Origin of the sequence: Microbispora amethystogenes (assembly GCF_016863015.1) — a bacterium.
In the GTDB taxonomy this organism is placed as follows: Bacteria; Actinomycetota; Actinomycetes; order Streptosporangiales; family Streptosporangiaceae; genus Microbispora; species Microbispora amethystogenes.
On the sequence record NZ_BOOB01000067.1, the window covers coordinates 1 to 20,371 of the forward strand.

The following is a 20,371-nucleotide window of genomic DNA, read 5'->3' on the forward strand; positions in this document are numbered from 1 at the left end:
CCCGGACTTCGGCTGCGCCAGCGCGCCCGTCGAGGTCCAGCGGTACGACGACGGCAGGTTGCACGTGCCGGTCGGCGTCGTGGTCGGCGTCGCGGTCGGCGTCGCGGACGGCGACTGGGTCGGGCCGCCTCCGGAGGTGGTCCACTTCTGGTTGGTCCCGCCGTGGCAGGTCCACAGGTAGACGGGGGACCCGTTGGTCGTGCCGTAGTTGCTCACGTCCAGGCACAGGCCCGACTGCACGCCCGTGATCGTCCCGTCGGAGTTCAGGCGCCACTTCTGGTTGGCCTGGCCGTTGCAGGACCAGATGACCACCTTGGTGCCGTTCGCGGTGCCCTGACCGTAGGCGTCCACGCACCGTGTGCCGTTGAACGTCCGCAGATCACCGGACGAGGTGAACTCGAACGCCTGGTTGGCCTGGCCGTTGCAGTCGTAGATCTGCAGACCGGTTCCCTGCGCGTCGGTGTTGCCCACCACGTCGAGGCATCGGCCCGACCCGACGCCCACCAGCGGCGCCGCCGCCGCCGACGCGGGCCCCGCCGACACAAGCGCCGCGGCCAGCACCGTCACCAGCGCGGCGGACACACGCGCCGCCACGGTGACATGGGAACGCCACCGGCCGGCGGCCGAACGGATGGGGGGTGAATGCATGGTCTACTCCTGAGGGTGGGTCGAGGCGGAGGCTTGCGTCTTACGGGAAACTGTTAGCGCTAACATTTTCTATGGCACGAGAGGTCGCGTCGCCAGGCGTCAATGTCGGTGGTTAATGGCGGAGCAAACTAGGGCGCACCGGGTGGCGTCAAGAGGCCGTCCGAACGCTCCGGCGGCGCTCCGGCCTTCGGGAGCGCGTCTATCTGGCGTTACCGGCCCGGCCCGCACAGTACGCGTGACAGCCTCGTGATGAAACTTTCACCCGCGCACCATGCCGGTGACGGCCTTGCCGGGGCCTGCCGAAGGCCATCTCAGGGGCGGCAAGAGGCCTGCTCAAGACCAGGTCAAGCGTAGAGGTCGTCAAGGGTGATCAGGCGCACGTCGCTCCCTGGTTCAGCGCCGAGTTCCGCCGTGAATCCGGCGCCCGAACAACACGTGAGCACCGTGTCGCGCGTGTCGTACCCCTTGGCCGTGAGCAGATCGCGCGCACGACGGAGCCGGGCCACATGCTCGGCTCCCATGAGCCTGTCCCACTTGACCTCGCCCAGCGAGAGAACCCGTCGCGGGCGTCCGTGATCCGCGGGCGCCAGAACGGCGACATCGACCTCGATCTGCGTGCGGTTGGCGGGATCGGGTACGACTCCGCTCCCCACCTCACCGGCCGCCGGATCGGCGTCCAGGGCGTACTCGCGGCAGAGCACCTCGACGTGGGGGCCGACGACCTGCGACAGGAAGCGTGCCCTGCTGCCCCGCCACACCGTCGCCGCGTCCCCGCGCTCCAGCCGCGCCCACTCCCTGACCATGATCGCTTGATAGAACGTGATGAGCGGTTCGGCCACCCGGTAGTGGCTCCGGTTCGGCCGGAAGAGATCGCGTTCCTTGACCAGGAGATGGCTGTCTTCCAGGACGCGGAGCGGGTGCGCGATCTCGTTGGACTTTCGCCCCACGTAGCCGGCGATCCCCCCTGACGTCGTGTTTCCGTCGGCGACGGCGGCGAGGACGGAGTGGTAGAGCGACGGGTCGCGAATCTCCGTCTCCTCCGCCAGAAGGTAGCGGGCCTCCCTGAACAACGGGACCTCGGCGTTCAGCACCGATCGGATCACCCAGTCGTCGAAATCCGCCGGTCCGGCCGGGATGTCGCCGCGGACGAACTCATTCCGGTAGGCCGGCGTCCCGCCCACCACCGCGTGGACCTGGACCGCCAGACGCGGGTCGCCGATCCCCCAGAAGCGGGCGGCCTGGCGGTAGTCGAAGGGCCTGACGAGCATCTCCAGTCCCGCGCGTCCGCGGAGCGGAGCCGTACCGGACAACAACCCGCCCATCACGGACATCGCCGAACCGCAGAGCAGCACCCTGGCCATGCTGCCGGCTCCCGAGCCGCCAGGGCCCAGCTCTCGCTGGATGATCGAGGGAAGCTCCGGAGACGCCTTGACGAGGTACGGAAACTCGTCCAGCACCACAGGCACCGGCCGATCCCGTACGGCCCCGAAAAGGTAGGGGATGGCGTCGATCCAGTCGCGGAAGGGCGGAACAGGAGCGCCGGTGAACCTGACCAGTTCGTCCGCGAAGAGGCGCAACGCCACCGCCTCCGTCACCTCGAGCGCGGGGAAGTAGATGCCGCCCATGCTGCTCGCCAGGGCCTGGAGGAGGTAGCTCTTCCCTTGGCGGCGGCGGCCGCTCACCACGCCGAGCCGAGCTCCCGGGCTCGCATCAGAAGCGAACGAGACCAGACCCGCCCACTCTCGCTCCCGGTCGAACACATGCTGCGGCTTACGCACATGTCAAAGTGTACTTGAGCGAACTACGGTTGACTCATACGTACTTCACTGTCGGTGCCGGTTCGCTCGTACGCGGCGGGAGCCCACGGACATGGAGATGGCACCGGCGGCGCAGGCGATGGCGGCGAGCAGCGGTGGGGCCCATGGAGCCGGGCCGCCGCTGGTCCAGTCCGGTTGGCTGCCCGCGCTGACGTCCGCAGGGGTGAACGGCCACGGGCGTTCGTCCACGAAGACCACCAGGTTGACCACGGCCATGAGGCCGAATAGCACGGCGCCGGCTGTGCCCGTTCGCCACCACAGCCAGGAGAAGCCGGCCGCCGACAGGGCGAGCAGCGGCAGGACGCCCAGCACGAGGAGATCCAGCGCGAGCAGGTAGCGCGCGTCGACTCCGATGAAACGCCACGCGAAGGAGACGAGCGGCAGGTAGTCGATGCCGCCGCGCGCGGTCATGGCCATGAGCATGAACGGCACCGCTGAGAGGATCACCGCCAGGGTCATCCACGGCCACGCCCGGCGACCGGCCCGGTCTCTCCCCGCCTTCTCGATCACCAGCGAATCGTACGGGACCGCCTCGTTGAGGGCTTGCCCTCACGGTGCCGCTTCACCGAATGACGAAGGCCCCGGGACTCCGCGAGGAGCCCGGGGCCTGATGCCGTCGGATGCGGGCCTCACCTCAGTGGGCCCGGCATCGCCGGTGTGAAACGCTGCTTAGAGCGGCCGAACCTGCTCGGCCTGCGGGCCCTTGGCGCCCTGGCCGGCGGTGTACTCGACGCGCTGGTTCTCCTCCAGCGAGCGGTAGCCGCGGCTGTCGATGGCCGAGTAGTGGACGAAGACGTCCGGAGTGCCGTCGTCGGGGGCGATGAAGCCGAAGCCCTTCTCGGCGTTGAACCACTTGACGGTTCCCTGGGCCATACTGCTTTCTCCTTCATGAGACGATCTCGAGAGGTCACGGGTGTGATCCCTCGGGCTGCTGCGACCGACCGCCTCGGGAAAGCCTCGGCTCCGAACGGCAACGCCCGCTGTCACTACTCAGCAGGCGCTTCAACGCATACTGGTACTTCGACACAACCTCTGACTACGACACTACACGCCGCGACGCGGTTCGCGCGCCCCCCTTTCGCAAAACCCCGTACGCGCCCCTCATCCCGTGCCCGTCCACCGCCCGAAGGCACGCCCGGTGCCGCTGCCGTGCCGCCGGTCAGACGTGCTCGTGCGCGAGGGAGGGCTCTCCGATCTGTGACGACTGTCATACGCGTCACAGACGGGGAGGTCGTCCTGTCTTTGCTCAGCAGGACGGAACGCATGGCGACCAGGGGGTTCGCAATGGAAGTACCTGACTTGAGCGGGAAGCTGGCCGTGGTGACCGGGGGCAGCGACGGTATCGGGCTCGGCCTGGCCACGCGCCTGGCCCGGGCTGGAGCCGAGGTGGTGCTGCCGGTCCGCGACGTCGCCAAGGGCGCCTCCGCGCTCCAGAAGATCCACTCGGCCGCACCGGAGGCGGTGATCTCCACTCGTGAGCTCGACCTGGCCTCGCTGGAGTCGGTCGCGAAGCTCGCCGACGCCCTTCGGCGCGAGGCGCGCCCGATCGACATCCTGATCAACAACGCGGGTGTGATGGCTCCCGCCGCCCGGCACACCACCGCGGACGGCCTGGAGTTGCAGTTCGGCACCAACCACATCGGTCATTTCGCGCTGGTGGCACGGCTCCTGCCGCTGCTACGCCTGCGCGGAGCGCGGGTCACCACCATGACCAGCAGCGCCGCCCGCTCGGCGAAGATCGACTGGGCCGACCCGCAGAGCGAACGGAAGTATTCGCCGGTCCGCTCGTACGGCCGGTCGAAGCTGGCCAACCTTCTCTTCGGGCTCGAACTGGACCGGCGCAGCAGGGCAGGCGGGTGGGGCATCGTGAGCAACGTCGCCCATCCCGGCACGACCCTCACCAACCTCTACGCGTCCGGACCGAACCTCGGCCGCGCCCGCTCCGCGCCGTACGAGCGGATCATGCGGCGGCTCCTGCGGTGGGGCCTGTTCGTGCAGCCGGTCGACGCCGGACTGCTGCCCGCCCTGTACGCCGCCACCAGCCCGGATGCCCGGGGCGGCCGTCTCTACGGCCCCGACGGCATCGGCCAGTTCACGGGCGGCCCCACGGAGCTGCCCCTCTACAGGTCGGTCCGGGTCGATTCCGACGCGGCCCGCCTGTGGGACGTCTCGGAGCGGCTGGCCGGGGTCGAGTTCCCCGCCTGAGCTGTGCCCCCTGATCTGGGCCGCCTGATCTGCACCTCCGACCTGCGCCGCCTGACTTGGCCCGCGCTCGCCCGACCGGGCCGCCATCCGGATCGCCGCCCGGCACCCGCCCGGGTCATCCGGCGTCCGGGGCGGAGAATGCGGCGATCTTGGCGGGGTTCATCATCCACAGCACCTGGCCGATGCCCTCGTCGGAGGCGTCGACGGTGAGCACCGTGAACACCTCGCCGTCGCGGCGCAGCACGGCCGCCGCCTGCCCGTTGACGTCGGCCCACTCCACCTCGGCCCCGGCCCAGAACCGGTCCGCGAACGCCCTGACGTACTTCGCGACCCGCGGCGCGCCGATCACGGGGATGCGGGAGGCGCGGACCGCGCCGCCGCCGTCGGAGTAGCTGACCACGTCCGCGGCGAGGATCCGCTCCAGCGCGGCGAGGTCGCCGGAACGGGCGGCGGTGACGAAGGCGCCGAGCAGCCTGCGCTGCTCGGCCTTGGACACCGGCGCCCGGCGCTCCGAGGCGAGGTGCTTGCGGGCCCTGCTGACCAGTTGCCGCACCGCCGCCTCACTGGCCTGGATGATCTCGGCGATCTGCCGGTAGGGGTAGTCGAACGCCTCGCGCAGCACGTAGGCCGCGCGTTCGGTGGGGGTGAGCCGCTCCAGCAGGAGCAGGACCGCGAAGCCCAGGGCCTCGCCCCGCTCGGCGCCGAGGTGGGGGTCGTCGCGGGTGTCGACGGGTTCGGGGAGCCACGGTCCCACGTACGTCTCGCGGCGGACCCGGGCGGACTGCAGGACGTTGATGGCGAGGCGGGTGGTCACCGTCGCCAGGAACGCTCCCGGTTCGGCCACCGTGTCGCGGTCGTAGGCCTGCCAGCGCATCCAGACGTCCTGCAGCAGGTCTTCGGCCTCGGCGGAACTGCCCAGCATCCGGTACGCGATCCCGAACAGGCGGGGCCGCACGCTCTGGAACACGGCCGCCGCCTGGTCGAGATCCACCTCGCTGAGGTGTCTCCCCGATCCGGTGTCCCCCATGACGATGGCTCCCGTTCCGCCGGCGATGGACCCGCCCAGCCTTTCACTCGCCCATCTCGCGGCTTCGACCGGGATCCGTCAGCTCCAGGGGCCCCTGAGCAACGCGTGGAAGCAGTCGGCGCCGAACTCCAGCGCCCGCACCGAGACGCGCTCGTCGGGGCAGTGGAGGCGGTCGCGGTAGACGACCTCGGGCCCGTGCAGCAGCGGCATCCAGCCGTAGCACTCGATGCCGAGCCCGCGGAAGACCCGCGCGTCGGTCGAGGCGGGCGTGATCACGGGGACCGGGACGCCGCCCGGGTCCCTCTCTTTGAGCACTCCGGCGAGCCGGTCGTAGAAGCCGCCGAGTCGCGGTGGCGGGCTCTTCTCCCCCTCCACGAGCATCTCGATCTCCATCTCGCACCCGGCCAGGGCACGCAGCTCGGCGAGGAAGTCCTCCGTCGAGAAGTCGCCGGGCAGCAGCCGTCCGTCGAGCTCGACCGTGATCTCGGACGGGTGCACGTTCGTCACCGTGCCGCCGCGCAGCACGGTGGCGGTGACGGTGTGCCGGACGAGCGACTGGAGATAGCGGGAGGCCGTGTCGCCCAGCCCCACCAGCGGGCCGGGGTTCCCGGGGTCGGCCCGGAACGCCTCGACCGCGCGGCCGGCCTCGGGTGGCAGCGCCCGCGCCAGCTCGCCGAGCATGTGGTCGACGACCGGGGTGAGCCGGACGCCGAGGCCGCCGCCGGAGATCGCGTCGAGCAGCCGGGCGAGTTTGCGTACGGCGCCGTCGGCGGACGGGACCCGGGAGGCGTGCCCGCCCGGCCCGCGCAGGGTCACCCTCACCCAGCAGGTGCGCTTCTCCCCCACCACGACGGGATGGACGCGGGCGTACGCGCCGAGCCCCAGCTCGGCGCCGCCGTCCTCGCCGATCGCCTGCCTGACCCCGGCGAACAGCTCCGGGTGCCGGCCCACGAGGAAGCGCGCCCCCACCGTGCTCCCGGCCTCCTCGTCGGGGACGACGGCGAGGATGACGTCGCCGGGCGGCTCCTCGCCCGCCGCCCGCATGCGCAGCAGCGCCGCCAGCATCATCGCGAGCTGGCCCTTCATGTCGACGGCCCCGCGCCCCCACAGCTCTCCGCCGACGATCTCCCCGGCGAACGGCGGACGGGTCCAGGGCTGCCCCTCCACCGGGACGACGTCGGCGTGCGCCTGGAGCAGCAGCGGCGGTTCGGCGCCCCGGCCGGGCAGCCGGGCGACGAGGTTCGGGCGGCGCGGGTCCGCCGCGAGCAGCCGCGTCTGCAGCCCGGCGGCGTCCAGCAGGTCGCGGATCCAGCCGACGCAGTCGGCCTCGTCGCCCGGCGGATTGACCGTGGGAAACCTGATCAGCCGCTGCGCGATCGCCGTGGCCGTCGCCACCGCAGGGGACGGCTCGTCCGGTGAAGGCCAGGCGGCCTCCTGTGAGGGGGCCTTCTGAGAGGCGGCCTCCGCCGCCCGCGGCGTCACCACCGCCGCCTCCCCGCCCTGGCCGGGACCGGCGGCCGATGCGAGCCCGCCGCTCACGAGCCCGGCGCGTACGAGACGGCCGCCGTGCATCGGATGGCCGTCGCCTGGCAACTGACCGCCGCGTACGAGATGGCCGCCATGGGTGAGGCCGTCGCGCAGCCGGGTGAGCGCCTCGCGCGTGACCGTCTCCTCGTGGACGAGGGCGACGCGCAGGTGCCCGGCGCCCGGGTTCACGCCGTCCGGCCCCTCGGCCGCGAGATAGCGGCCCGGCATGACGGACAGGCCCTGGTCGCGCCACAGGTCCCGGGCCGCCGCCTCGTCGTCGGCCACCGGCAGCCACAGGAAGAAGCCCGCCTCGGCCCTGCGATAGCCGGGCAGCCCGCCGGAGCCCGAGAGTCCGCCGGAGCCCGAGAACCCGTGGGAGCCCGAGAACCCGTCAGAGCCGGGGTGCCCCTGGGAGCCCGGTTGCCCCTGGGAACCGGGGCGTCCGCCGAGGATCTCGTCGGCCAGGTCCCAGTTGCGGGCGAGCGCGGACCGCAGCCGGGCCACGTGGGCGTCGTCGGACCACAGCGCGGCGGCGGCCGCGCAGACGGGCAGCGGGCTGGAGACCCCGCAGGCCCGGTTGTGGGCGGCGTACGCCGCGACCGTGGCGGGGTCGCCCGCGACGAAGCCGCTGCGCAGCCCCGGCGCCGCCGACCGCTTCGACAGGCTGTGCAGCACCAGGAACCGTCCGGGCGCGACCGTGCCACGCTCCACCAGCGAGAGATAGCCCGGGGGTTCGCGGCCGGTGGACAGGTCGGTGTAACACTCGTCGACGACGAGCAGCGCGTCGGCCATGGCGGCGATCTTCGTGATCTCGCCGAGGGCCTCCTCCGGCAGGATCTCCCCTCCCGGGTTCCCGGGGTTGCACACGATCAGGGCGGCGACCGGGGAACGCGCGGCGTCCACGGCCGCCGCGACCGCCGCCGCACCGTCGGCCCCGGCGAAGAACTCCGGCCGGGCGCCCGCCGCCTCGGCTCCCGCGAGGTACGTCGGGTAGAAGGGGTTGGGCATGACGACCGTGGGCGTCTCCCCGTTGCAGCGGGCCCGTGCCCTGGTGAACCCGACGGCGAGGGCGACGGCGGCCGCGACGGCCTGCTTGGTGCCGGGGGTCGGCTCGATCGCGATCGTCTCGTCGTCCACCCCGGACCGTACGCCGAAGCGGCGCTCCAGCCAGCCCCGGTAGGCGGCCCGCAGTTCGGGGGTGCCGCCGAGCGGCGGATAGCGGGTCCACGCCTCGGCGTCGTCCAGGAGGCCGGGCGGGAGCGGGGGCGTCACGAGCCGCGACTCGCCGAGGTGGAGCCGCACCTGTTCGCGGCCGGCCGGCGGGGGAACGCCGTCGAGCAGGTCGCGCAGCAGGGCGAACGCGCTCCGGGCGGTCGTCACCGGTCCAGGTCCCGTACGAGGTCGTTGAGCGCGGTCTTGCCCCGGGTCCGCTCGTCGGCGTACTTGACGATCACCGCCGCGTACGTCGAGAGGCCGGGCCGTCGGGGGTCGGTGCGGGCGCCGGGGATCACCACGGCGTTTTCGGGCACCTCGCCGTAGCTCACCTCGCCCGTGGCCCGGTCGACGATCGGGGTCGAGCGGCCCAGGTAGACGCCCATCCCGACGACCGCGCCGCGGCGCACCCGCACGCCTTCGGCGATCTCGCTGCGGGCGCCGACGAAGACGTCGTCCTCGACGACGACCGGGTCGTCCCCGATCGGCTCCAGCACGCCGCCGAGGCCGGCGCCGCCGGAGATGTGGCACCGCGCGCCGACCTGCGCGCAGGAGCCGACCGTCGCCCAGGTGTCGATCATGGTGCCCGCGCCGACGTACGCGCCGACGTTCACGAAGCAGGGCATCAGCACGGCGCCCGGTGCGACGTACGCCCCGAAGCGGACGACGGCGCCGGGGACGACCCTGATCCTCGCCTCCTCGAAGTCGGATTCCTTCCAGGTCTCGAACTTCAGGGGCACCTTGTCGAAGGTCCGGGGGCGGCCGGAGCCCGCCTCGGCCATCTCGCTGCGGCCGGTCAGGAACGACAGCAGGATCAGCTTCTTGACGAAGGTGTCCACGACCCACTCCTCGCCCAGGGGGCGGGCGGCGCGCAGCTCGCCGCGGTCGAGCGCCCCGAGACCGGCCTCGATCTCCGGGGCGAGGGCCGCCAGTTCGGCCTCGGTCAGCTCGGCCCGCCGTTCCCAGGCGGCCTCCACCACGGCGTGGCTCATCGGCTTCATTGGTCTCGTCCCTCGTGCTCGTGGTCCGGCAGGCCGGCCGGCGCGCTCAGCACCGGCTCCGGCTGCCGGCGGGCCGTGGCCAGGTAGTCGTCGACGGTCTCGGCGCGGCGGATCTCGACGACGTCGCCGCCGGGCGTCATCATCAGCTCGGCCGGCCGCAGCCGGCCGTTGTAGGTGAAGCCCATGGCGTGCCCGTGGGCTCCGGTGTCGTGGACGAGGGCGATGTCCCCCTCGCGCGGATCGGGCAGCATCCGGTCGATCGCGAACTTGTCCATGTTCTCGCAGAGCGAGCCGACCACGTCGAACCGCGACCGCTCCCGTCCCCGGGCGAAGGGCAGGCTGACGTGGTGGTACGCGCCGTACATCGCGGGGCGCATGAGCGCGGACATCGACGCGTCGACGCCGACGATCTCGCGGCCCTTGCGGCAGCGGTTGACCACCCGGGTCACCAGCACGCCGTGGGGCCCGGTGACGAACCGTCCGCACTCCATGAGGATGCGCGGGGCCCGCCGCGGGAAGCACCGGCGGCGCGCGGCCACGATCGCGTCGGCGTACGCCGTGAAGCTGAGCGGTTTGTCCTCGGGGCGGTAGGGGATGCCGAGGCCGCCGCCCACGTTGACGTACTCGACGTCGACGCCGGCGGCCTCGGCCACGTGCGCGCCCAGCTCGACGACGTCCACCGCCGCCCGGATGGCCCGGTCGACGTCCAGCTCGTTGGCGCAGGTCATGCCGTGGATGCCGAACCGGGTAACGCCGCGCCGCCGGGCCTCGCGGTAGGCGTCGGGAAGCTCGTCCAGGGGCACGCCGAACTTGGACCCGGTCGGGTCGCCCATCAGCGACGAGCCCGCCGCGAGCCCGTTGGGCGAGGCGCGGAACGCCACCGTCTCCGGCAGGACGTCCGCCTTGCCGAGGAACGACCGGTCGTCGAAGGTGATGAGCGCCCCCGCCTCCAGGGCGGCGCGATACTCGATGAGCCGGGTGTTGTTGGAGGTGAAGACCACCTCGTCGCCGGTCGCACCGACGCGGGCGGCCATCTCAAGCTCGATCGGGGACGCGCAGTCGAGCCCGCTGCCCTCCCGGTGCAGCAGGGAGAGGATCACGGGGTTCGGCAGGGCCTTCACGGCGAAGTACTGGCGGTAGGGCTCACCCCGGAAGGCGTCCACCATCCCCCGGTACGTCTCGATGATCCCCTGGGCGTCGTAGATGTGGAACGGCGTGCCGTACGCGGCCACGACGTCCGGGAGCACGGGCAGGAGCTTGCGGGCGAACCCGTCAGAGATCGGCACGCTGGTCTCCCTCGGTCACGGCACCCGCGCGACGCAGATGGTGCGGTTGCGCATGCCGCTGATGGGCCGCAGGTAGGGGAAGTAGTAGCTCTCCATCGACTCGAACCCGAACGCCGACAGGGTGTCCTGCAGGTAGTCCTTCGAGACGAACCAGAAGCCCTCGACCCGCTCGTGCGGGGCGAAGGCGACGTTCCGGTCGCGCGGCGCGTCGTTGGAGAAGACCAGGCGCGTCCCGGACCGCAGGCCCAGGCTCTCCAGCTTGCCGAGGGCGGGCCGCAGTTCCTCCACGGGGTCGAAGAGGTGGCCGAGCAGGCCGTCGGCGTAGACCGCCTCGGCGTCGCCCACGTCGCCCGCCGTCAGCGCGAAGTAGTCGGCGGTGAAGGCGTCGACGCCCTTCTGCCGGGTCAGCCGCACCGCCTCCTCGTTGTAGTCCATCGCCCTGACCTTGCGCTCGCAGTGCACGAGGTCGGCCTCGACGAAGCCGTTGCCGCAGCCGAGGGAGAAGACGCCGGAGCCGTCCGAGGTCAGCGACAGGATCTTGAGGACCATGTGCGAGCGGTATTCGGGGACGTACGTGGAGGGGGTGATGGAGTCGTTGTACGCGCCGCCGCTCTCCCATATGTCATAGATGGTGGCCTCGGCCCCGCCGACCTCGCGCTGCGTGCAGTAGTACTCACGCACCGCGTCGAGCGCCTGTCGGGTCTGGGTCATGTGCGTTCTCCTTGGTCAGGCGTCTGGTCAGGCGTCTTGGTCAGGCGTCGCCGCGGGCGTGGAGGTGCTCCTGCAGGTAGTCGACGGAACGGAAGGGACGCGAGCGCATCTCCTCGATCAGGGGCAGCAGGGGCGCGGCGTTCGCCGGGCCGAAGGCGCCGTACAACGCGACGGCGGGCTCCCCACGGCCGGCGAGCAGCGCGTCGGCGAGGACCCGGGCGAGTGAGCGCAGCCCCGCCAGGACGACCTCCGGGTCGCCCTTCAGGCGGCCGTCCTCGAGGGTGAGCGCGCCGAGCTGGACGAAGTAGGACAACTGCAGGAACATGCCGTCGCTGTCGGGGAAGTGACCGAGGCCGCGGTCGACGTACCTCAGGCACTCCCCCAGGTAGTAGGTGACGGCGTCGGCGCCGGACAGGTCCATGCGGGGCGCCCACACGTCCGCGAGGATCAGGATGCCGAAGACGTCGGCCGCGACCTCCTGGAGGACGACCGACGCCCAGCGGTCGGCGGCGTTCAGCTCCTTGTAGGCGGTGGCCGGGCGGCGCACGCAGTGCCCCAGCTCGTGGCCGAACACGCCGAGCGCCGGGATCCGCGCGAAGCGCTCCCCGCCCGGCTCGTACGGCTCGCCCAGGTCGAGGTGCCGCGCCGCGAGCGGCCCGGAGAAGCCCTCGACCATCGCCCTGTGGGTGTTGCCGAAGTAGTACGTCTTCTTGAACGGCGAGCGCTTCACCCCCTCGTCCTCCGGGAGGAAGTAGGCGATGTGCTTCGGGTGGAGCGCGCCCTCCCCCGCCATGAAGAACAGCCGGGTCGCCGCGAACGCCGGCACGTCGCCGAGCCGCAGGTCGGCGTGCAGCCGGGCGAGATACTTCGCGACGTCCTCCTGGTAGGTCAGGGCCTCGGTCACGTCGGCCTGGCGGTCCGGATCACGGCGGCAGGCGAACGCGGTCGGCAGCCCCCGCAGGTCCTTGCCGTACCAGGTGGAGATCGGGCCGGCGACGACGGCGACGTCCTCCTCGACGCCCACGAGCTCCTGGAGGATGGCGTCGGTGTAGCCGTAATGGACGGCGTCCGCCCGCAGGGCGAGCGCCCGGCGGTCCACCTCTCCGGGCAGGTGCTCGCCGATCCGGCGCATCGCCTCGGCGACGGGCACCGGGTCGGGGAGCCGGGTGCGGGCGGGGGCGCCCACGATCTTGACGGTGCGCCACTCCTCCTCCACGGCCGCGCCGAGCGCGGCCAGGTCGCGGAGGAAGCCCGGCCCGAGGTCGGGGGCGCCGTCCGAGAGGTCGAGCCGCCGCAGCTCGTAGCGGTCGGCCGGCGGCCAGAACGCGTTGCGGTGGTCGCCGTAGGTCGTCGCCCTGGCGAGGTTGGCCGGGTAGTCGAAGCGATCAGCCGGGGGCTGCTCGGTCACCGTTGCACTCCCATCCTGTGTCTGCGCGTCAGCCGGTCGTGAACAGCCGGCCCTCGCGTTCCCATCGCCGTACGGTCTGGTGGTCGGCCCGCAGGACCTCGGGGTCCGGGTGGCTCATGAAGACGATGCCGGGGCTCGAGTAGAGGTCGGTGGTCCGCGTGACGGTGTCACCGGCCTTCGGCGCCCGCTGGATCCAGGTGGTGCTCTCCAGGGTCGCCAGCAGTTCCTCGTAGCAGGACCGGGTCACCACCCCCGACTGGGCGGAGATGAACTGGACCTGCCACAGCGGGGCGTGCAGGCCCTTCTGCTCGTCGGCGAGCCGGGCGGCGAACGCCTCGCCCTCCACGACCAGGCGGGCGGCGAGATCGAGCATGCTCGCGCCCACCGCGTGGTTGGCGGCGGGCCGGTTGAGCCCGCCGGACAGGCGCGAGGCGCACTCGATCAGGATCGGCCCCCGGTCGGTGACCATCAGTTCCGTGTGGTGGGCGCCGTACCGGACGCCCAGGGCGTCGAGGACCGCCTTCACGTAGTCGACGACCGGCTTCATCTCCGGGTCGACCGGGTCGAACAGGACGCTGCGGTCGTAGATCAGGCCCGCCCCGGGCACCGGAACCTTGTCGGTCCGCCAGATCTCGGTGACGACGTGCCGCCCGTCGCCGCTGATCCCGTTGATGAAGTACTCCTGGCCCGACAGCAGCCGCTGCGCGAGCACGGCGTCGTTGCGCTCACCGAGCTGGTTCACCGCGCCGTGCAGGCGGTGGAAGGTCTCCTCCAGCTCGCCCTCGCCGGCGCAGAAGGTGACGGAGTCGGTGCCGGCGCTCGCCGGCGGCTTCACGACGACGGGCCAGGCGCCGGCCTTGGCCCAGGCGAGGAGCCCGTCATAGTCGTGCGCCAGGTAGTGGTCCATGGCGGGCAGGCCCGCGCCGATCAGGCGGTTGTGCATCTCGTACTTGTCGCGCCGGGCGGCGCTGGACGACGGGTCGTTGCCCGGCAGGCCGAGCGCGGCCGCGAGGAGGTCGGCGACGACGACGCCGCTCTCCGTGCCCGGCAGCACGGCCGCCGGCCGGTACGCGCCGACCTCGCGGGCGAGTGCCTCGACGTCCCCGTCGTTCTCGAACTCGGCGAGGTAGTCGCCGGGCCGGTAGGTGGCCCGGAAGTACTCGGGCAGGCTCGCCGACGCCCGAACGTGCACGCAGTCCCACCCGTGCTCGGCCATCACCCCCGGCAGCTGGGAGCCGGACGAGTAGCCGTCGACGATGACCAGGACCGGCCGTGGTGTGCTCATGTCGCGTCCTTCGTGACGTGGGGGCCGGGGCGCTCGTCCGCCGTGCCCGGGCGCTCGCCAGTGGAGTGCGGGCCGCCGCGCCCGTGGTCGGCCAGGATCATCGCCGCGCCCTTCTCGGCGATCATCAGGCTCGCGGCGTTCGTGTTGCCGGAGACCAGCGTCGGCATGACGGACGCGTCCACCACCCGCAGCCCCTCCACCCCGTGCACCCGCAGCCGGTGGTCGACCACCGCCATGGGGTCCTCGCCCATCCGGCACGTGCCGGCGGGGTGATAGGAGGTGTCGCCGTGGGCGCGGGCGTAGGCGAGGAGTTCGTCGTCGGTCCGCACGCCGCTGCCCGGCGTGAGCTCGTCCCCCCGGTACGGGTCGAGCACCGCGCTCTCCACGATCTCCCGGGCGATCCTGATCCCGGCGATCAGGCGGGAACGATCCATGCCCGACTCCAGGAAGCGCGGGCGGATCTCGGGCGGGGCCATCGGGTCGCGCGAGCGGATGTGGATGGACCCGGACGACTCCGGGCGCAGCGGATAGACGCCGAGCGTCATGCCGGGAGCGGTGTCGAGCCGCCTGCTCGACCCGGGGCCGTAGCTGGCCGGCGCGAAGTGGAACTGGATGTCCGGCCGCGTCTCGTCCGGCGAGGAGCGGACGAAGCCGAAGCCGAGCGCGATCGGCAGGCTGAGCAGGCCCCGGCGGGAGGTCAGGTAGGTGGCGACCTCCCGCGCCAGCGCGAGCCCGCGGCTGCGCTCGTTGAAGGTGATCGGCCGCCGCACCCGCCACCGCAGGCGGGCCGCGAAGTGGTCGCGGAAGTTCTCGCCGACCCCCGGCAGGTGGCGCACGACCGGGATGCCGAGGCCGCCGAGCACGTCGCGGGAGCCGATCCCGGAGAGTTCCAGGAGCTGGGGAGACTGCACCGCGCCGGCGCTGACGATCACCTCCTTCGCACAGTCGGCCCGCTCCACCTCGCCGTCCCGGACGTACGTCACGCCGGTGCAGCGGGCGCCGTCGAACCGCAGGCCGGTGACGTGGGCCCGGGTGAGGAGGGTGAGGTTCGGCCGGAGCCGGGCGAGCTTCAGGTAGGTCCCGAGCGCCGACGACCGCCGTCCGCCGTCGTGGTTGACCTGGTAGTAGCCGAAGCCCTCCTGGTCGCCGGAGTTGTAGTCGGGGTTGGCGGGGTAGCCCGCCTTGGCCGCCGCGGCGAGGAAGACGTCGCACAGTTCGTCGCGGTCGCGCGGCGGCCCGACGGCGATCAGCCCGTCCCGGCCGCGCGTCTCCCCGCCGATCCCGGTCACGCGTTCCAGGCTGCGGAAGTGGGGCAGGACGCCGGCCCAGGACCAGCCGGGGTTGCCGAGCCGCTCCCAGTCGTCGTAGTCCTCCGCCTGGCCCCGTACGTAGATCATGCCGTTGATCGCGTTCGAGCCGCCGAGCAGGCGCCCGCGCGGGATGCGCACGCTGCGGCCGTCGATGGTGGGGTCGGGGGCTGTCTCGAAGCACCAGTCGTACTTGGGGTTGCCCATCAGGATGGTCTCGGCGGCGGGGATCGACAGCAGCGGGCTGCGCCGCTCGTGCCCCGCCTCCAGGAGGAGCACGCTGACGGACGGGTCCTCGGTCAGCCGGCCGGCGAGCACGCAGCCCGCCGCCCCGGCCCCGACGATCACGAAGTCGTACGTCTTCATGAGGCGATGGCCTCGCCGACCGGCACCGGGCTGCCTGTGGAGAGGTGCCCGGCGATCGTCGTGCGGTGCATGAGGCGGCGATAGGCCGCGTAGTCGTAGGGGGTGGCCCGGTGCATCGCGCTGCGGTTGTCCCACAGCAGGATGTCGCCCGGCTGCCATCGGTGGCAGTAGGTGAAGCGCGGCTGGACCGAGAACTCCTGCAGGAAGGTGACGAGCGGGGCGCTTTCCACCTCCGGCATCCCCTCGATGCGCCACGGGACGTTGCCGCCGCTGTAGAGGGCGTTGCGGCCGCTCACCTCGTGGCGGCGCACGATCGGGTGGCGCATGTCCACCCACGCCGCCCGCTCCTCCGGCGTCGGCGCCGGACGGTCGGGATAGTTGTACGGCCGCGACTGCACCCGGCTGATGACGACCTTGAGGTCGTCGATCCGCTCCTTCATGGCGGCCGGCAGGGCTTCGTACGCCGCCATCATGTTGGCGAACCAGGTGTCGCCGCCCTCCGGCGGGACCTCGAGCGCGTAGAGCATGGTCCCGGCCGGCGGGTCGGAGAGGTAGTGGCCGTCGCTGTGCCAGACGCGGCCGCTGTAAGCCGACCCGATGGGCTTGCCGTCCCGGGTGATGTTCGACAGCACGAGGATCTCGGGGTGGTCGGGCTCGTTGAACTCCGAGCGGGTGTAGGTCGTGATCTCACCGAAGCGCCTGGTGAGTGCGATCTGCTGGTCCGGGGTCATCTTCTGGCCGCGGAACAGCAGGAGGCAGGTGTCGATCCAGGCCTGGTAGATGCGGTCGAAGTCGCGGGCCGAGATGTCGCCGGTGACGTCGACGCCGCGGACCTCGGTGCCGATGGAGTCGGTGATGGGGACCAGTTCGAGCATGGCGCAGCTCCCTCGGTGTTGCCTGCGTTCTACGTCGCGTTCACGTCGCCACGGTGGTCAGCCGAGCGACACCTGGTAGTCCTCGATCCACCTGCGCATCTCGACGAGCTGGATGAGCATGTGCGGCGCGCTCGTCCCGCCGGGCAGGTCCGGCCGGAGCCGGTCGGCGGCGATCCCGCGGATGAACTCCGCGAGGCGCGGCCGGTCGAACATCCGGCCGATCGGAGAGCGCTCGTCGCCCACGATCCAGGTCGCCTCCTCGATGAGCGCGTGGTCGTATTCCGGGTTGTGCACATGGGGATAGGCGCTCTTCCGCCGGTTCAGGGTGCCGGGCGGCAGCAGGTCGGCCATGGCCGCCTTCAGCAGGCCCTTCAGCCCGCCCCGGGACTTCATCGACCAGGGCACGTTCCAGACGTACTCGACGAGCCGGTGGTCGCAGAACGGGATGCGCACCTCCAGGCCGGACGCCATGCTCATGCGCTCCTTGCGGTCGAGGACGACCGCGAGCGGCCCGGACATGCCCAGGTGGAGCACCTCGCGCATGCGCGCGTTCTCCGGGTCCTCGCCGGGCAGGCGCGGCACCTCCGAGAGGAGCTGGGAGAGCCGGGCGCGCTCGTCCTCCACCGGGTCGGCCATGGCCCGCACCTCCGGTGAGAGGTAGTCGGTGAGCCGGGGTCCGTCGCCCATCCAAGGGAACCCGTCGCCGTGGACGAGCTCCGGCTTGAAGAAGTACGGATATCCGCCGAAGATCTCGTCGGCGGCCTCACCCGACATCGCGACCGGGCCGATCTCCCGCATCTCTCGGAAGAGCACGTACATCGAGGCGTCGAACTGCCCCCAGCCCGGCAGGTCGCGGGCGCGGCGGGTGGCCGGGACGGCGTCCAGCAGGTCGCGCAGGCCGACGGTGACGGTGTGGTGGCGGCTGCCCATGAACTCGGCCGCGGCCGCCGCGTACGGCGCGTCCACCTCGGGCCGCAGCTCCGTCGGGGAGAAGTGCGCGGAGTCGCTCTCGAACCGGACGCAGAAGGTGTCGAGACGGCTGCCGTCGCGGGCCGCCAGGGCGCGGACGGCGAGCGCCGCGACCGAGGTCGAGTCGACGCCGCCCGACAGCATGGCCGCGCACGGCCCCGAGGCGGGGATCTGCCGGGCGACCGCGTCCTCCAGGAGCTCGCGCACGTGGCGGGTGGTCTCCTCGAACGAGTGCGGGTGCGGCTCACTGGACAGCCGCCAGTAGCGGCGCGGCGACGGGCCGTCCTCCGACCAGGTGACGACGTGGCCGGGCGGGACCTCGCGCAGCCCCGCCAGCGGCGTCTCGCCGGGCAGGGTGAGACGCGGCTGCAGGAGGATCGGCAGGGCCGCCGGGTCGAGGCGCGCCTCGAACAGCGGGTTGGCCATGATGCCCTTCGGCTCCGAGGCGAACAGGATCCCGCCCGGGTACGCGAAGTAGTACAGGGGCTTGAGGCCCATGCGGTCGCGGCCCAGCAGCAGCCGCCGCGACCTGCCGTCCCAGACGGCGAAGGCGCCCATCCCGTCGAGCCGTTCGGCGAGCCGGTCGCCCCAGCGGAGGTAGGAGCGCAGCAGCACCTCCTCGGCGGACCCGCCGCCGAGCTCGGCCGCGTTGTAGATCTCTCCGGCGTGGACGACGGCCACCGTCTCGCCGCCGATCTCCGCCGTCAGGGGCTGGGCGCCGCCGCCCGCCGCATCGCGCCTCGCCTCACCCCTCGCATCACCCCTCGCGTCACCCGCCGTGTCACCCACCGCGTCGCCGATCGCGAGCCTCCGGTGCCCGAGCGCCGCGTGCCGCGACAGCCAGAGCCCCTTCGCGTCGGGACCGCGGTGCTGCATGGTGTCGGCCATCGCGTGGAGGACGTCTTCCTGTGCGCCGAGATCGCGCCCGAAATCCATCCAGCCAACGAATCCACTCAATCGATGATTTCCTTACTCGTTAATTCGGGTGAAGGCCGGCCGCGAACGCGGCCGGCGGTTTACCGGAATAAAGAGACGCCGTGCAGGCAGGAAGAGCGATCGGATAGAAGAGCTGAGGATTGCCGGAAATATCGTTGACTAATCACCTGTCGCCGGCCACCTGAGGTGGACGGGTACTTACCACTTAAAACGATGACACCGTTCGGAAGTATACGTACCGGACAAGCGGCTGCAATAGGGCTCCGAAGTGACGCACGTCACACAAACTTCGCACAATACCGATATAAGGATGGTGAAGTTACCGTCCGGTCGGACGGGGCCGTAAGTGCGAGGTGTTATGGCAGCTCAGGCCCTGGTTGTTAGATTTATTACGGTCCTACCGGAAGCGGAAATGCGACGGTTATTCTCCCGGTACGTATTGTCCTCGTATCGTGGGCTTCGCGGATAACACGCCGGTGGTGTCCGCATGCCCGCTCGACGCCGCTACCACAGGGAGAAGACATGGCGAACTCCGACGGAGTGCTCCTTGTCATGGCAAGTGGGTTTCCGCACTACAGGGAGTACCTCCTGGCCTCGATCGCACAGCGCGGCGGGCCGGTCTGGCTCTTCGAGACGGAACAACCCTCCTGGCAGACCCCGTACATCGCGGGCAGCACGGTCGTCGACGTCTTCGATCCGGAGGAGGTCGTCGCCGCGGCCCGGAAGCTGGCCGCGCGGACCCCCGTCCGTGGCGTGATCAGCTACCACGAGGCGGTGATCGAGGCCGCCGCCCGGGTGGCGGCCGAACTCGGCCTGCCCGGGCCCGCCCCCGAGGCCGTGACCGCCGTACGGGACAAGCCGACCACGCGGCGGCTGCTCGACCGGGCGGGGATCAGGCAGCCCCGGCACGCGCTCGTCGCGACCCCGGAGGAGGCCGAGGCGGCGGCCGGGCGCATCGGGTTCCCCCTGGTGGCGAAGCCTCGCGGCCTCGGCGCGAGCCAGGGGGTCGTGAAGGTCACCGGCGAGGCCGAACTCGGCTGGGCGGTCGGCGTCAGCCGTACGGCCCGCCAGAGCGGGATGCGCGGCCACGACGAGGTCCTGCTGGAGCAGTTCCTCGCCGGGCCCGAGATCAGCGTCGACGCGGCGGTGCACGACGGCGAGTACCTCCCCTACCTGATCGCCCGCAAGCGCCTCGGCGGCGAGCCGTACTTCGAGGAGACCGGGCACGTCGTGCTGGCCGACGAGCCGCTGCTGCGGGACGCGGACCTGCTGCGCCTGCTGGCGGACACGCACCAAGCCCTCGGCTACACCCACGGCACGACCCACACCGAGGTCAAGCTGACCTCCGAGGGCTACGCGCTGATCGAGGTGAACGGCCGGCTCGGCGGCGATCTCATCCCCTATCTCGGGCTGCTGGCCAACGGCGTCGACTCCGGGGTCGTCGCGGCCGACCTCGCGCTCGGGGTGCGGCCCGACGTGACCGCGCACGGCGCCGGCGCGGTCGGCATCCGGTTCCTCTACCCGCCGGAGACCTGTGTGGCGCGGCGGGTGGAGATGCCGGAGCCCGATCCCGAGGCGGGCCTGCTGGCGTCGGTGGCGGTCGCCGCCCCGGGGACACCGCTGATCCTGCCGCCCGACGGCGCGATCGCCCGGTACGGCTTCCTCATCGCCCGCGGCCGTACGCCGGAGGAGTGCGACGAGGTGCTCGACCGGGCCGAGCGGGCCGCGCGGTTCGAGGGCGACCCCCCGCACGCCGCCCGGGAGACCGTCTCCGTCTGAGAGGAGTGAGCA

General features: G+C 71.9%; 16 protein-coding genes. 2 read left to right on the top strand and 14 right to left on the bottom strand.

What is annotated here, in order from left to right:
• The 4 genes from Mam01_RS34230 to Mam01_RS34245 all read right to left on the bottom strand — a co-directional run.
• Window positions 1-648, bottom strand: a 648-nt coding sequence (locus Mam01_RS34230) for an RICIN domain-containing protein (RefSeq protein WP_204289375.1), incomplete at its 3' end; no start/stop codon positions are given.
• A gap of 344 nt (window positions 649-992) precedes the next feature.
• Window positions 993-2,426 carry an AAA family ATPase gene (locus Mam01_RS34235; protein ID WP_204289377.1) on the bottom strand — a complete coding sequence of 478 codons (1,434 nt, stop codon included), beginning with the start codon at window positions 2,424-2,426 and terminating at the stop codon, window positions 993-995.
• A gap of 45 nt (window positions 2,427-2,471) precedes the next feature.
• Window positions 2,472-2,975: a hypothetical protein gene (locus Mam01_RS34240; protein WP_204289385.1), complete on the bottom strand. Its 504-nt coding sequence runs from the start codon at window positions 2,973-2,975 to the stop codon at window positions 2,472-2,474.
• 159 nt (window positions 2,976-3,134) lie between these two features.
• Window positions 3,135-3,338, bottom strand: a complete 204-nt coding sequence (locus tag Mam01_RS34245; RefSeq protein ID WP_111701102.1) for a cold-shock protein — start codon at window positions 3,336-3,338, stop codon at window positions 3,135-3,137.
• Window positions 3,339-3,728: 390 nt separating this feature from the next.
• On the opposite strand from Mam01_RS34245, the gene Mam01_RS34250 reads away from it, so the two are divergent.
• Entirely contained in the window at window positions 3,729-4,670 is a 942-nt protein-coding gene (locus Mam01_RS34250; protein WP_204289387.1) for an SDR family oxidoreductase, read from the top strand.
• A 115-nt stretch (window positions 4,671-4,785) separates the two neighbouring features.
• Here Mam01_RS34250 and Mam01_RS34255 read toward each other — a convergent pair whose 3' ends face one another.
• The 10 genes from Mam01_RS34255 to asnB form a co-directional block, all read right to left on the bottom strand.
• Window positions 4,786-5,697, bottom strand: a complete 912-nt coding sequence (locus tag Mam01_RS34255; RefSeq protein ID WP_204289389.1) for an RNA polymerase sigma-70 factor — start codon at window positions 5,695-5,697, stop codon at window positions 4,786-4,788.
• Window positions 5,698-5,775: 78 nt separating this feature from the next.
• Window positions 5,776-8,604: a M20/M25/M40 family metallo-hydrolase gene (locus tag Mam01_RS34260; protein ID WP_204289396.1), complete on the bottom strand. Its 2,829-nt coding sequence runs from the start codon at window positions 8,602-8,604 to the stop codon at window positions 5,776-5,778.
• Entirely contained in the window at window positions 8,601-9,437 is an 837-nt protein-coding gene (locus Mam01_RS34265; RefSeq protein WP_204289399.1) for a 2,3,4,5-tetrahydropyridine-2,6-dicarboxylate N-succinyltransferase, read from the bottom strand. Before Mam01_RS34265 ends, Mam01_RS34260 begins: the two co-directional genes overlap by 4 nt.
• Window positions 9,434-10,723 (bottom strand): diaminopimelate decarboxylase, encoded by a 1,290-nt coding sequence (locus tag Mam01_RS34270; RefSeq protein ID WP_204289401.1) that lies wholly within the window; start codon window positions 10,721-10,723, stop codon window positions 9,434-9,436. Before Mam01_RS34270 ends, Mam01_RS34265 begins: the two co-directional genes overlap by 4 nt.
• A 15-nt stretch (window positions 10,724-10,738) precedes the next feature.
• A complete protein-coding gene (locus tag Mam01_RS34275; RefSeq protein ID WP_204289403.1) occupies window positions 10,739-11,434 on the bottom strand; it encodes a class I SAM-dependent methyltransferase in 696 nt (231 codons plus the stop codon).
• A 40-nt stretch (window positions 11,435-11,474) separates the two neighbouring features.
• A complete protein-coding gene (locus Mam01_RS34280; protein ID WP_204289405.1) occupies window positions 11,475-12,842 on the bottom strand; it encodes a DUF8614 domain-containing protein in 1,368 nt (455 codons plus the stop codon).
• Between the two features lie 28 nt (window positions 12,843-12,870).
• On the bottom strand, window positions 12,871-14,127 hold the full coding sequence (locus Mam01_RS34285; RefSeq protein ID WP_204289407.1) for an ATP-grasp domain-containing protein: 1,257 nt from the start codon (window positions 14,125-14,127) through the stop codon (window positions 12,871-12,873).
• Window positions 14,124-15,800 carry a GMC family oxidoreductase gene (locus Mam01_RS34290; protein ID WP_204289409.1) on the bottom strand — a complete coding sequence of 559 codons (1,677 nt, stop codon included), beginning with the start codon at window positions 15,798-15,800 and terminating at the stop codon, window positions 14,124-14,126. Before Mam01_RS34290 ends, Mam01_RS34285 begins: the two co-directional genes overlap by 4 nt.
• On the bottom strand, window positions 15,797-16,675 hold the full coding sequence (locus Mam01_RS34295; protein ID WP_204289411.1) for a TauD/TfdA dioxygenase family protein: 879 nt from the start codon (window positions 16,673-16,675) through the stop codon (window positions 15,797-15,799). The genes Mam01_RS34290 and Mam01_RS34295 overlap by 4 nt, the downstream gene beginning before the upstream one ends.
• Before the next feature lie 57 nt (window positions 16,676-16,732).
• On the bottom strand, window positions 16,733-18,601 hold the full coding sequence (gene asnB / locus Mam01_RS34300; protein WP_204289415.1) for an asparagine synthase (glutamine-hydrolyzing): 1,869 nt from the start codon (window positions 18,599-18,601) through the stop codon (window positions 16,733-16,735).
• A gap of 501 nt (window positions 18,602-19,102) precedes the next feature.
• Between asnB and Mam01_RS34305 the strand changes: the two genes are divergently transcribed.
• The gene (locus tag Mam01_RS34305; protein ID WP_204289416.1) at window positions 19,103-20,359 is read left to right on the top strand and encodes an ATP-grasp domain-containing protein; all 1,257 of its coding nucleotides are present in this window, start codon (window positions 19,103-19,105) and stop codon (window positions 20,357-20,359) included.
• The last annotated feature ends 12 nt before the right edge of the window (window positions 20,360-20,371 follow it).